Consider the following 13,511-nt stretch of genomic DNA (forward strand, 5'->3'; position numbering starts at 1 on the left):
TATTTAAACGCCGCGGTTCAGCCAGGCTCGGCCGACCTCTTCCAAGGGTGCGCAGGCTTCATAACGGCCAGGGATCTCTTCAAAACCGAGTTCCTTGGTGGCTTCCTCTGACGTGTAAAAGCCGAAGATCGTCATATCGCGTAGCTGCTGCCACGTGCCCTTGCCGGTCATGTCACCCGGCCCAGTGTCCAGCTCGTTCAAGATCGTGCGCTGCTGATCCGCCGACGCGCTGGCAAAGCTGTCGGCGCCCGCGTCCGTTGCCATGTCGTCAAACACGGAAAGACCAGCGGCAAAATCATCTTGCTGTTCTGTGGTGAAATGGTCGGTGAAGACTGCCTCGATATAGGCTGGCACCTTGGCGAGCCGCGCACCAGGAGTGTCGGTTTGCGGGATCACCAGATCGCTGACAGCATCGATTAGCTCGAGCTTTCCAGCTAGGCTGCCGCCTGCACCATTGGAACAACCTGCGATACTGCCCATGGCAGGCAGCACAATCGCCGCGCCTGCCACCGTTATGGAGCCGCGCAGCATCGTGCGGCGGCTGAGCTTGGCCCGTGTATTTGTCATATTCATGCCTGCTCCACTTGCACTTGAGGCGCATTTGCCTCTGATTGTTTGCGTCTGCGATCAAGAAACCAAATTACGCCGAAGATCAGCAGGAGGGGGATGGGCATCATCGCCACAAACTCAAACGCTTGCGGTGCGGCCTCAGCTTCGATCGCTTGCAATTGTGCGGCTGCCTCTGGCGTACCCGCGTCACGCAAGGCCGCTAGCGCTTCTGCAGTGCCGGCCTCTACAACCATCGCTGCGTCATACATCCGGCCAAGCTGGGGCAAGAGGAAGTAGATCGCGAGCGCGCCGAATGATCCGATCAGACCGATGAACCAGCTGCCACCGCGCGGATAGCGTTCTGATACGGTCGCCATCATGGTGGGCCACAGCAGAGCAACGCCCATGCCCCAGATCGTGGTTGCGGCAATGATAAGGACCGGGCTTGATGCCTGTGACATGGCATACAGGCCAATCATTGCAGTAAGGCTGGACACCCACAGGACGCCAGCATTGGATAGCTTGTTTGCTAGCGCGCCAGCGAAGTGACGCATTACGAACATCAACCCAGAGACGTAAACCAGCAGCAGCACTGCATTGAAACCGACCTTCGCTGACAAGGCGGTGTTAATCCAGCTTGCCGGGCCCAGTTCGAGCGATGTCGTAAGCAACATTGCGCCGAGCCAGACGAGAAATGTCGGTGCACGGACAATTTCAAGCATCATGTCTTTAAACGATACGCCGTCCGCTGCACGCTCGGTTGGTGGGAAACGGACACCGATTGAAAGGATCAACACCAAAAGCGCTGGCAGGAACGCGACCGACATCGCCATGCGCCAAGGAATCTCCAGCCCGCTGACCGCGAAGCCGATGAGTCCGCCCGCGATTAAGCCAGCAGGCCACCATGCGTGCAGTACATTGAGCCGGTGTGTCTTTTCCTCGGGATAGAGCGCGGTTGTCATGGGATTGACCGCTGCCTCCATCGCGCCCCAGCCAATGCCCTGGATTAGGAAGCCGACTGTAAACAAGGTGCGCGCTGTGTCTGGTCCAACAAAGCTAGCCGCACCAATCGCCAAGACGGTGCCTGCGACGAAGCATGTCGCTGCAATACGAATGACATTGCCAATACCCAACGCATCAAGCAGCGGGCTTGCGACAAAAAGAGTTATGCCAAAACCAAAGAAAGCCGCTCCCAAGGCGCTACCAATGGCTTCGCCTGGGTTACTGAGCCCGGCATAGATATCGGCCTGAATGTCGCCAGCCAACCCTACTCTTAAGGAAAATAGGAGGGCAGCAGTAAACAGGGTCAAAACCCCGATCCAAAATAGTTTTTGGCGTGGATATTCGCTCGCCTGCATCAATTTTCTCCTGAACCCATGGGCATTATGCCCAGGGTTGTTGCAATCATCGCGGGGTCAATGTCCCCGCCGGCAAAATCGTCAAATGCGTATTCGGTTGGGCGGATGATATGATCCGCAATGAACGGCGCGCCTTCGGCGGCGCCTTGCTCGGGATGTTTATAGCAACACTCCCATTCCAGAACTGCCCAACCATCAAACCCGTAATGGGTCAGCTTGCTGAAGATCTGGCGGAAATCGACCTGCCCATCACCAAGCGAACGGAACCGGCCCGCGCGATCTTGCCAACCCTGATAGCCGCCATAGACGCCGGTGCGTCCATTTGGCTGGAACTCCGCATCCTTCACGTGGAAGGCTTTGATTCGGTCATGATAGCGGTCGATAAAGTCGAGATAGTCGAGCTGTTGCAGCACGAAATGACTCGGATCGAACAGGATGTTGGCGCGCGGATGATTGTCCACCGCCTCAAGGAACGCCTCAAAAGTTGCGCCATCGTGCAGATCTTCACCAGGGTGAATTTCAAATGCGACATCAACGCCATTGTCTTCGTAAACGTCCAGGATCGGCTGCCAGCGCTTGGCAAGCTCGGCAAAGCCAGCCTCAACCAATCCAGCCGGACGTTGGGGCCAAGGATAGACGAGGTGCCACATCAGCGCACCAGAGAAACTCGCACATGCCTTCAGGCCGAGCCTGCGCGAGGCAACGGCGCATTTCTTCATTTGGTCGACTGCCCATTCCTGACGCTCGGCTGGTTTGCCATGCAGCGCCTCGGGGGCGAAGGCATCGAACATTTCATCATAGGCCGGATGCACTGCCACCAATTGGCCTTGTAAGTGGGTCGACAGCTCCGTGATGGCGAGGCCATGCTCGGCGCAGCGACCGGCTAGCTCGTCGCAGTAATCCTGACTTTCTGCAGCAAGATCGAGATCCATGCAGCGCGGATCGTTAGAGGGAATTTGAACGCCCTTATAACCCAGGTCTGCAACCCATTTCGCGATTGTATCTAGCGAATTGAACGGCGCGGTGTCGCCCATAAACTGGGCGAGGAAAATGGCCGGTCCACGAAGTTCCTTCACGTGAGAAGACCTTTCAAATCGGAGCCCGCCGAGGGCGCTTTGATATCGTGCCAGGCGCCATTGGCGGCGTTGCTGGCCACTGCTGCCTCAAGGAAGGCCATGCCGCGCAAAGCCTCTGCAATGCCGGGCACTCCGAGCGATAAAGGCGCCACCTCTTCGCGCAATGCCTGCGCGAAATGGCGGTAAAGGTTAGCAAATGCCTCAAGATACCCCTCTGGATGACCAGAGGGCAGGCGGCACCGGCTAAGTGCCTCAGCGCACAGCGGTTTGTCGACACCGGCGCGGTGGATGACGCTCTGACCGCTGGCGAGCCGCTGTGTAAGTGTGTTTGGCTCCATTTGCCGCCATTCCAGGCTCGAATGTTCGCCATAAATACGAATCGTCAGATCATTCTCATCGCCCGCGCAAATCTGGCTAGAGATGAGTTGTCCGGTTGCGCCGTTTTCCAGCGAGAAACTGATCTCACCATCATCATCGAGTGGGCGGGTCGGATAATGACTGCGCAGCCGCGCGGACAGCCGAGCCATCCGTGAATTGGCGATAAATTCCGCCAGGCTATGGGCGTGGCTGCCAATATCGCCAAGCGCGCCAGCAGGGCCGGACCTCTCTGGATCGACCCGCCATTCCGCCTGCTTGCTGCCTGCGCTTTCCGTCTCGCTGGCAAGCCAGCCTTGGGTGTAATTCACCAGCACTTTGCGGATCGGGCCAAATTCCGGCTGGGTTGCCAAATGCCGTGCCTGCCACACCATTGGATAGCCAAGATAGGTATGCGTTAGGCCGTAATACGCGCCAGTGGCTTGCAGAGTTTCGGCCAAAGCCTCAATCTCAGCCAGGCTTATGCCCGCCGGCTTGTCCGACATAATGTGAAAGCCCGCCTCCGCGGCCGCTTTCGCCATCGGTGCATGGGTGTGATTGGGGGTGACAATCGACAGGAAGCCCATCGGATCGCGTTCGCCAGTGCTTCCGCCTGCAATCTGCGCTTCGCGGGCGAGCATGGTTGAGACATCTTGATAGCAGCGTTTTTCAGAGAGTCCCAATGCCTTGCCGGTCGCCAGGCTGTTGGTAAAGTCGCGGCTGAATGCACCGCAGACCAGATCAATCTGGCCATCAAGTGCTGCTGCCATACGGTGGACGCCACCAATAAAGGCGCCCTGGCCGCCGCCAGCCATTCCCATCCGCACACGTGCAGAACTCACAAAAACCTCTCCCCGAAGACCTCTATTGTCTTACGTTGTCAATTTGTATTACTGTTTTGACAGAGGCGTCAAGTGATTGTGCGTATTGGCGTCCTCAGCCGATCGGTATGAATGTTGCAATGCTTGCGATTGACAGCGAGCAGGCAAATGCGATCTTGGCGGTGGGATGGAGGAACGGCCTGTGGGCGCGAATGAGGGCAAGCGAGCGATAAACCGCGTGGTTGTGGTTGGCGGGGGAACCGCTGGCTGGATGACTGCGGCTGGTCTTGCCAGTATGCTTGGCCAGACAGGCCTGGAAATCACATTAATCGAATCAGAGGCGATTGGAGTTGTCGGCGTGGGTGAGGCCACACTGCCGCATATAAAAAATTTCAATGACACGATCGGTGTCAACGAAGCGGAGTTTATGGCCGCGACCTCGGCGACCTTTAAACTGGGCATTGAGTTTGTGAACTGGGGCCGCAAGGGCGATAGTTATATCCACCCTTTCGGTGAATTTGGCCTGCCAAATGCTGGTGTTGCCTTCCACCAGTATTGGCGCAAGTTTGCTGGCCAACCAGGAGTTGGCGCGCTCGATGAATATTCACTTCCTGTCATCGCCTCGCGCCTGGGCAAGTTTCAACCGCCTAGCGAAGATCCCCGTTCGGTCATGTCGACCTATCGTTACGCCTATCAATTCGACGCGCTGCAATATGCGCCGTTCATGCGCACCCACGCAGAGGCGCGCGGGGTCACACGGATGGAAGGCAAGGTGGTCGATGTCACGCTGGAGCCGGAAAGCGGGCGGGTGAGCGCGTTGACCATGGATGATGGGCGCGTGGTAGAGGGTGATTTGTTCGTCGATTGCACCGGCTTTTTCGGCCTGCTGATCGAGAAGACGCTGAACGCTGGTTATGACGATTGGAGCGAGTGGTTACCCGCCGACCGTGCGGTTGCTGTGCCATGCGAGAGCGACGGGCCGCTGCTGCCATACACTCGGGCCACGGCGCATGAGGTCGGGTGGAGCTGGCGCATTCCGCTGCAGCATCGCACCGGCAATGGCCATGTCTACTCAAGCCAATTCCTAAGCGATGATGCGGCGTGCGACACCTTGCTGGACGGGCTGGAGGGGGAGCGGATGGCCGACCCGCGCTTCCTGCGTTTCGTAACAGGCAAGAGGCGCAAATTGTGGAGCCGCAACGTCGTGGCGATTGGCCTGTCCGGTGGTTTCCTGGAGCCGCTGGAATCGACCAGCATTTATTTAATCCAAGAAGGCATCACCAAGTTACTGGAGCTGTTTCCGGCGAATCAGGACTGCGATGTGGAAGTGGCGGAATACAACCGCTGGATGGACCTGCAGTTTGAGCGGGTGCGTGATTTTCTGATCCTGCACTACCACGCGACAGAGCGCGACGATTCCGATTTCTGGAACCACATGCGCACGATGAATGTGCCCGACAGCCTGGCCGAACGGCTAGAGCTGTTCACTGCACATGGCCATGTCAGCGCCTATGATCACGGGCTGTTTCTGGTGCCAAGCTGGGTTGCGGTGCTGATCGGTCAGCGTGTGTTACCCAGCAGTTTTGATGTCCGTGTTTCTGGGCAGGCTGATGCGGAGGTTTTGCGTCATCTTGCGGGGCTAAAAGGCCATATGGAAGAGGCCGCCGGTTCGATGGAAGACCACGCGGCCTATCTCGCGCGTAACAATATGATGCGGGCAGCGGCATGAGCACCGAGCGCATCTTTGTTCGCGGCTCGCCGTTGCAGGCGGGAGTTGTTGGCGCCTATCTAGCCAGCCGTTGGCTAGGGCCAGGGCGCTCTTTGGAGTTGGCAGTCGGTACCGAGGATAAGGCTACCGGCTCCTTTGCGACCCGGCCCAGTGTTCACCGCTTCCACGCTGAGATGGGCCTGCCAATTGATCAGTTGTTTGCCCGTTGTGGAGGCTCTCCGATTTTAGCAGCTGAGACGCGGACGGCAGATGGCGCGGCAGTGCAGCTGCCGTTTTCCGCCTTTGGCGTGCCGCGCGGCGGGGTTGAGTTTCACCAATATTGGCTCCGCGCCAGCCGCCTGTCTCAGCAAGCTGATCTCACGGAATTTTCCCTGTCGCTGGCGCTGCAAAACGCCGCGCATAAACCGCCACTGGCACAATTGGAGCAGTTGCCAGTCGACTTTGGCATTGCATTTGACCGCAGCGCTTATGGCAATGCACTGTTGTCTTTCGCCAAGGCGGGCGGTGCGAGCGTGATCAAGGCGGGCAGTGAACAAGCGCGGAGCGCAAGTTTGGTGATCCAGTGTTCGTCAGATGCACAGGCGCCCAAGTGGCAAGGGCAGGAGCTTAATATTGCGCAGCAAAGCGGTATCTCCGGGCTTGAATGGCACGCGTTGAGCAGTGCGGCGCGGCGATTTGCCAACTTAGCAGCGCCCTTGTCTGATTGCGTGCCAGAGCAGGCCGAGTGGACCCGATTGGCCCTAGCGCAGCGAGAGCGGATGGCTGATATGCACGAACTGCTGAACATAGAGGATCCGTTGGCGAGCACACGCCCTGCATTGCAGCGTAAGGCAGAGGTTTTTGCAGCATGCGGGCGGATCCCAACCGAGGATTATGAAGTGTTCACGCCGCCAGAATGGCTTGCGGCGCTATGGGCGCGCGGTATTCGCCCGCGCCGGTCTGATCGGATGGCAGAGCGCCTCACAGATGCGCAGCTTTTGGATTGGCTGGATCAATTGCGCGGGCAGATCGCCAGTCTAACTCGGCAGGTGCAGGCGGCATGACAGAAAGATCGATTAAGCGCGTCGTAATCGCTGGCGGTGGCACCGCTGGTTGGATGACGGCAGCAGCTCTGGCAAAAATGGTGATGCCCGCTGGTGTCTCCGTAACTCTGGTCGAGTCTGAGGCAATCGGGACGGTCGGCGTTGGCGAGGCGACCATTCCGCCGATCACAAAGTTCAACACCCAGCTGGGAATTGATGAGCACACCTTTGTGCGCGAGACCCAGGCAACTTTTAAGCTAGGGATCGAATTTGCCGATTGGGGCGGTTTGGGAGAGCGTTATTTCCATCCCTTCGGCCGATATGGCTTTGACCTGGAGGGGGTTGAATTTCATCAATATTGGTCGCGGTTAAAAAGCCTGGGCGATGCGCATGGTCTGGCTGATTATTCGCTCAACACCTACGCGGCCTATGCGGGCAAATTCCTGCGGCCAGAACCTGATCACGGGGCAGTAATTGGCCAGCTAGGCTATGCCTATCATTTTGATGCCGGGCTTTACGCCGCATTCCTGCGCCGATTTGCCGAAGGGTTGGGCGTAACCCGGATCGAAGGACGGATTGAAGAGGTTGAGCAAGACAGTGATAGCGGCCTGATCACGGCGCTGTCGCTTGACCATGATCGCCAGATTGAGGGCGACTTGTTTATCGATTGCACCGGCTTTCGCGGACTGCTGATCGACGGAGCAATGGGCTCTGTCCATAAGGATTGGAGCCATTGGCTGCCCTGCAACCGCGCCGTAGCCGTGGCCTGCGAGAAGCAAGGCGATCCGGTACCTTACACTCGCTCAACCGCGCGCAAGGCTGGGTGGCAATGGCGCATCCCGCTGCAACATCGTACCGGCAATGGCTATGTCTATTGCGATGAGTATCTGAGCGCGGAAGAGGCCGAAAAAACCCTGCTGGCGAGCCTTGATGGCGCGCCGGTTTCCTTGCCCAATCATCTACGCTTCCGCACTGGCCACCGCGAAGAATTCTGGGCTGGAAATTGCGTGGCGATTGGGCTGTCTTCCGGCTTTCTGGAGCCGCTCGAATCGACCAGTATTCACCTCATCCATATGGGCATTGCGAAACTTGTGACGCTGTTCCCAAGCGGGGCCGATGCTCCAGTGGAGAGGGCAGAATACAACCGGTTGATGACTGATGATTTCACCCATGTGCGTGACTTTCTGATCCTGCATTACAAGGCGACCAAGCGCGATGACGCGCCGTTTTGGAATTATGTGCGGGAAATGAATATTCCAGGTAGCCTGGCGGGCAAGCTAGAGTTGCTCAAATCGCAGGGTCGCTTCTTCAAATATGATGCGGAATTGTTCGATGTGACCAGCTGGATTGCGGTTGCTGAGGGGCAGGGGTGGGGCCCGCAGGGCTTCAACGCAATAGCTAGCGGATTGTCAGAGGCGAACCTGAAGGGCAGTCTTACGAACATGCGCGCCAGCTATGCCAAGGCGGCCCAGGCCATGCCGACCCACCAAGCCTATATTGACCGCTTCTGTAAGGCGGCGCCCATTTCATTTGTGACGGAACCTGCATGAACCCTCATTTGCTCGACCGTGTTGTGATTGTTGGCGGCGGGACCGCTGGCTGGATGACGGCTGCCGCGCTCGGCCACCTGCTCGAAGGATCGCCAACCAAGGTGACGTTGATCGAATCCGAAGCAATCGGAACCGTGGGCGTAGGCGAGGCCACCATTCCGCCGATCATTGCGTTCAACACCATGCTGGGCATTGATGAGAACGAGTTCGTTCGTGAGACCAATGCCACCTTTAAACTTGGGATTGAGTTCGTTGATTGGTTCAAAAAGGGTGAGAGCTACATCCACCCTTTTGGCGATTTTGGTCGCGATTTCGATGCTATTCCGTTTTACCAATATTGGCTGCACCGCAACCTGGCCGGGTACAAAGACGATCTGTTTTCCTATTCGCTGATGGTGGAGGCATGCCGGCGCGAGAAGTTCATGCGGGCAACCCCTGAGCGTCCGCAATCGGCCTTTGCAGGGATTAATTACGCATTTCAGTTTGATGCCTCCCTTTATGCCGCGTTTCTGCGACGTTTTGCAGAGGGTAAGGGCGTTGAACGGATCGAGGGACGGATCAGCAATGTCGCGCAAGATAGCGAGAGCGGCCATGTGCGTTCGCTTGAATTGGAATCTGGCCAATCTATCAGCGGCGATTTCTTCGTCGATTGTTCCGGGTTTCGCGGGTTGTTGATCGAGCAAACGCTGGAAACCGGATATGAGGATTGGCGCAAATGGCTGCCGTGTGACCGGGCCGTGGCGATCCCCTGTACCCGTGATGCCTTCCCCATCCCCTACACTAGGGCTACGGCCCGTGAGGCCGGATGGCAATGGCGTATCCCGCTGCAACATCGCACCGGCAATGGCTATGTCTATTGTAGTGAATTTCTTGACGATGATGCCGCGGAGAAGACTCTGCTGAGCAATCTGGATGGCGAACCTTTGGCCGAGCCCAATCGGCTGCGTTTTGTCACAGGGCATCGCAAGCAATTCTGGAGCGGCAACGTGCTCGCGCTTGGGCTGGCGGCTGGGTTTATGGAGCCGCTCGAATCCACTAGCATTCACCTGGTTCAAACCAGTATCGCCCGATTGCTGACGCATTTCCCGGACAAGCGCTTTAGTCAGCCCGATATCGATGCGTTTAACGCGCGCACTCTCAAAGAGTACATCCGTGTGCGCGATTTTCTGGTTTTGCATTATACCGCGACGCAGCGCGACGACACGCCGTTTTGGCGGCATTGCCAAACGATTGAGCAGCCCGAGGAGCTGCGCCGACGGATCGCGCAATTCGAGCAGGGGGGCGGATTTTTGAAGAGCCGAACGATATTTTCGGCACTGCCAGCTGGCTCGCGGTGATGTATGGTCAAGGTGTCGAGCCGCAGGCCAGCAATCCGTTAATCGCAAAGCTGCCGATGGAGCGGATTGATTCGATCTTGCACAAGGTCCGAGCAACAATTGATAACGCGGCCAACGATATGCCGACGCACCGATCGTTTATCGAGGAAAATTGTTCTTCAAATACAATGACTTAAAATTTGGAGTGTCATGGAGGTCACGCCTTCCACAAGATTTGACAATCTCAGTTGACAAGGTTGTCAATTTGGGATTGAATTAAGGAATAGGTTAAGGTGACCTCCGTAAAGTGGAGGCTCTAAGGGGAGGAAATTTAGTGAAACAGATCCACACTCGTGCCGTAAGTGGTGCCGTGTCCAAAACGCTTTTGACGAGCGTCTCGTCCTTGGGGCTGCTGGCGGCTGCGCCGGCGATTGCTCAAGACGAGGCTCCGCAAGATGGTGTCGAGGCGACCGAACCCGCTGAAGATGATGGCAATGCCATTATCGTCACCGGTATCCGCGCTTCGCTTAATAGTGCTCAAAATGTTAAGCGTAATGCAGATACAGTCGTAGATGTTGTGACCGCATCAGATATCGGCGCACTACCAGATCGATCCGTTTCGGAGGTTCTTCAGCGTGTTCCAGGTGTGAGTGTTCTGCGTTTCGCCGGCCCTGATGATCCGGATCACTTTGCGGTTGAGGGCTCTGGGGTGAGCATTCGTGGCTTTCCCTTTGTGCGGTCGGAACTGAATGGCCGGGATGTATTTGGCGCTAATTCCGCTGGCGTTCTTGGCTTTGAAGATGTCTCGCCCGAGCTGCTCGGAAGTGTGGTTGTATTTAAGAACCAGACGGCTGATTTGGTCGAGGGCGGCCTGGCCGGAACGATTGATCTTCGGACCCGTGTTCCCTTTGATAGTAATGGCCAGGTTCTCTCGGGTTCGGTCGAGTTTAACTTCACAGATTTCGCAAAAGAACTCACGCCGACCATTTCCGGCCTCTATTCCAATAGCTGGGAAACTGACGCTGGCCGGTTCGGTTTTCTTGTAAATGGTGCTTATTCGCGTCTTAGGTCGCGGGCAGACGCGACGAGTGTTTCAAACTTTGTTGAAGCAGTATTTAACGATGGCGTCGACCCAGGCATTCAAGGCGCTACGGTGCTTGTGCCAACTGGTGGCGGCATTCGCAGTCAAGAGTTTGATCGCGAGCGCTTAACCTTGGCGGGTGCGTTGCAATATGAAAGTAATGATGGGCGTTGGCTGGCAACAGCACAATTCCTCCGTTCAGATTCCGACCTGGTGTGGGGTGAGAATGTTTCAGAAACAGCGGCTGATGGTTCCGGTCCGGCCAGTAGTTTTGATCCATCAGATTTCACATTCGATGATAACGGCGTTTTTCAAAGCGGCACTATTTCTGATAATAGCCAGTGGCGCGGACCTGCTGCGACGGCAGCTTTGGTGTCGCCAGTAGGTGGTGAGCAGCTCTTTTTGAATCGTCAGCGTTCCGAAAGAGACATTACGAGTGATTATGGCTTTAATCTAAAGTTTGCTGCAACTGACAACCTGCGCTTCAATTTTGATGCACAATATGTTGAGTCGACTGCGGAAGTGATCGATCTGACCGTGCATGGCGCGACCTTTGCCCCGATATTTATCGATTTGACGGGCGGTACTGCTGATGTCCGCCATGTGGTGCCAGACGGTGCTGATGCGAATTTTTACCAAGATTTGAGTAACTTCTTCCTGCGCTCGGCGATGGACCATCAGCAAGATAACGAGGCTGATTCGTTGGCGTTTCGTGGCGACGTCGAATATGACTTCTCTGGCGATGGCTGGCTGAGGTCTGTTCGTGCTGGCGGCCGCTACAACAGGCAGGAAAGCCTTCTGCGGCAGTCAGACTTCAATTGGGGTAACATTTCAGAAGTTTGGACCGGTCGGGATGTTCAGGGCAATTCCGGTGGCGACTTCAATGCGATTGAATCGCTCGTTCTACTGGGTGGAAACTCCAATCCGGCGGTTGAGCAAGCAGTCAATGGTCTGTTTGGTATTAACAGATTTCTGGATTTTGATCGTGGACCTGAATCGGACACGGGCCTAGCAGGCGGTGCTCCGTTCTATATCGGGCCGAGCGTAGAGAATTACGACGCTTGGGTCGCTGCTATCGAAGGCATCCGGGCAGCCTCAGGTGGGGCCACGGGTAACGGGCCGTTTGGTGGGCCTTATGCCACCTTGGGTAACCGTATCGGAGCAGATGAAAGCATAATTCCCGGTACTGTCTTTTTCCCCAGTGAAGTTGGCAATGTTGATAGGGAAACCTTCTCTGCATATGTCCGCTTCGATTATGGCATTGACGATATTTTTGGTGCTGGCACTGAGCTGACCGGCAACATCGGCTTGCGTTACGTGAACACAAGTCGCACCGTCGATACGGTTGAGCGCATTCCGTCATTCGATTCTTTGTTTAACCAGGTCAATCTTTGTGATCCGGCTGCACCAGAAAGAGCCGAACCTGATTTTGTCGAGCCTGGTTTCTGTGGCGAGGATTTGGATGCGCTTCGCGCGTTCTTTGGCGATGGTTCGTTGGAAGAGGTGGAGATTGAGACTGACTATGATTACCTCTTGCCGAGTTTCAACGCCCGCTTGGATCTGACGAACGGGCATATCGCTCGCTTCGCATTCTCCCGCACCTTATCGCGTCCAGGTAATGACGAGGTCTTTCAACGTGTTCGTGTAGGTCTGGCGCCTGAGGATACTATTTCCGATGGTGCAGGCGGGTTCATCAATGTCTTCAATGGCTTTCAGGCCGAGGGCATTGGTGGTTCCCCGACCGGCAGTGCAAATCTGCTTCCGCAATTGGCGTGGAATTTTGATCTGACCTACGAATGGTACTTTGATAATGCCGGCTCAATTACGCTGACAGGCTTCTATAAGCAGATCGACGATTTCATCAATTTCGAACCGACTATCTTGCCTGCTGGTGGACTTAATCTGCCGCGCAACACCCAAGTGAACGCGAATGAAAGTGCATCTCTTAAGGGCTTTGAGGTTTCATATCAGCAATTTTATGACTTCTTACCTGGTGTGCTTAGTGGCCTTGGTTTGCAGCTCAATTACACCTTTATCGACGCGGATGGTGTAGAACCGTCCATTGATAACAACATCCCGGCAGAAGATGACATTCCGGTGGCGCGTTTCGAAGTTGATAGAGGGGTCTTTCCCCGTGTTTCGAGGCATAACGTCAACGTCATCGGTCTATATGAGAAGGGCCCAGTTCAAGCACGGCTCGCTTATAACTGGCGCAGTTCTTTCCAATTGACTCCGCGCGACGTTATCTTCCCGTTTGCTTCAATTTATCAACCTGCGACGGGACAGCTCGACGCATCGATCTTTGTCGATGTCAACGACGTGTTGAAAGTAGGCATTCAAGGCGTAAACCTGCTCGATGATGTGACTGAGACAACACAGTCGATCAACGAGGCTGGTTTGCGGGCACCGCGCAATGCTTTCCGCAATGATCGTCGGTTCAGTTTTGTGCTTCGAGCTACAATCTGATTGGCGTAACGGTTTGAGGTCGATACAATATCGCCTCTTTCTCCCACCCGGGTGGCTTTCGGGCCACCCGGGTGCCTTGCTTCTGACTAGGATGAATAGTTAGGTGCGTCCGGTTAAGCCGAGCAGAGTGGGCAGGTTACGAAGCAGTCATAATATGTGTAACCCGACACGGATCAATAGGGAGAGAAT

At 56.0% G+C, this 13,511-nt stretch carries 8 protein-coding genes and 1 pseudogene; 5 read left to right on the forward strand and 4 right to left on the reverse strand.

Translation table 11 applies throughout. The features are described 5' to 3' along the window. Positions 1-3 precede the first annotated feature (3 nt). From AC0V6O_RS04150 to AC0V6O_RS04165, 4 genes are read right to left on the reverse strand one after another with little or no spacing between them, the layout of a single operon-like run. Complete coding sequence (locus tag AC0V6O_RS04150) at positions 4-567, reverse strand: gluconate 2-dehydrogenase subunit 3 family protein (protein WP_486141787.1); 564 nt, start codon at positions 565-567, stop codon at positions 4-6. Positions 568-569: 2 nt separating this feature from the next. Next, positions 570-1,907, reverse strand: coding sequence for an MFS transporter (locus AC0V6O_RS04155; RefSeq protein WP_486141789.1), 1,338 nt, complete (start codon positions 1,905-1,907; stop codon positions 570-572). After that, a complete protein-coding gene (locus tag AC0V6O_RS04160; protein ID WP_486141791.1) occupies positions 1,907-2,983 on the reverse strand; it encodes a sugar phosphate isomerase/epimerase family protein in 1,077 nt (358 codons plus the stop codon). The genes AC0V6O_RS04155 and AC0V6O_RS04160 overlap by 1 nt, the downstream gene beginning before the upstream one ends. Beyond that, positions 2,980-4,179: a Gfo/Idh/MocA family protein gene (locus AC0V6O_RS04165; protein WP_486141793.1), complete on the reverse strand. Its 1,200-nt coding sequence runs from the start codon at positions 4,177-4,179 to the stop codon at positions 2,980-2,982. Before AC0V6O_RS04165 ends, AC0V6O_RS04160 begins: the two co-directional genes overlap by 4 nt. Positions 4,180-4,345: 166 nt before the next feature. Between AC0V6O_RS04165 and AC0V6O_RS04170 the strand changes: the two genes are divergently transcribed. From AC0V6O_RS04170 to AC0V6O_RS04190, 5 genes and pseudogenes are all read left to right on the forward strand, one after another. Continuing rightward, complete coding sequence (locus tag AC0V6O_RS04170; RefSeq protein ID WP_486141795.1) at positions 4,346-5,887, forward strand: tryptophan halogenase family protein; 1,542 nt, start codon at positions 4,346-4,348, stop codon at positions 5,885-5,887. Beyond that, entirely contained in the window at positions 5,884-6,930 is a 1,047-nt protein-coding gene (locus AC0V6O_RS04175) for a tryptophan 7-halogenase (protein ID WP_486141797.1), read from the forward strand. Before AC0V6O_RS04170 ends, AC0V6O_RS04175 begins: the two co-directional genes overlap by 4 nt. Continuing rightward, positions 6,927-8,459 (forward strand): tryptophan halogenase family protein, encoded by a 1,533-nt coding sequence (locus AC0V6O_RS04180; RefSeq protein ID WP_486141799.1) that lies wholly within the window; start codon positions 6,927-6,929, stop codon positions 8,457-8,459. Before AC0V6O_RS04175 ends, AC0V6O_RS04180 begins: the two co-directional genes overlap by 4 nt. Before the next feature lie 53 nt (positions 8,460-8,512). Continuing rightward, a pseudogene (locus AC0V6O_RS04185) lies at positions 8,513-9,972 on the forward strand (tryptophan halogenase family protein). A gap of 137 nt (positions 9,973-10,109) precedes the next feature. Next, a complete protein-coding gene (locus AC0V6O_RS04190; RefSeq protein ID WP_486141801.1) occupies positions 10,110-13,322 on the forward strand; it encodes a TonB-dependent receptor in 3,213 nt (1,070 codons plus the stop codon). Positions 13,323-13,511: the final 189 nt, after the last annotated feature.

Source organism: Erythrobacter sp. JB2-19, from assembly GCF_057365005.1.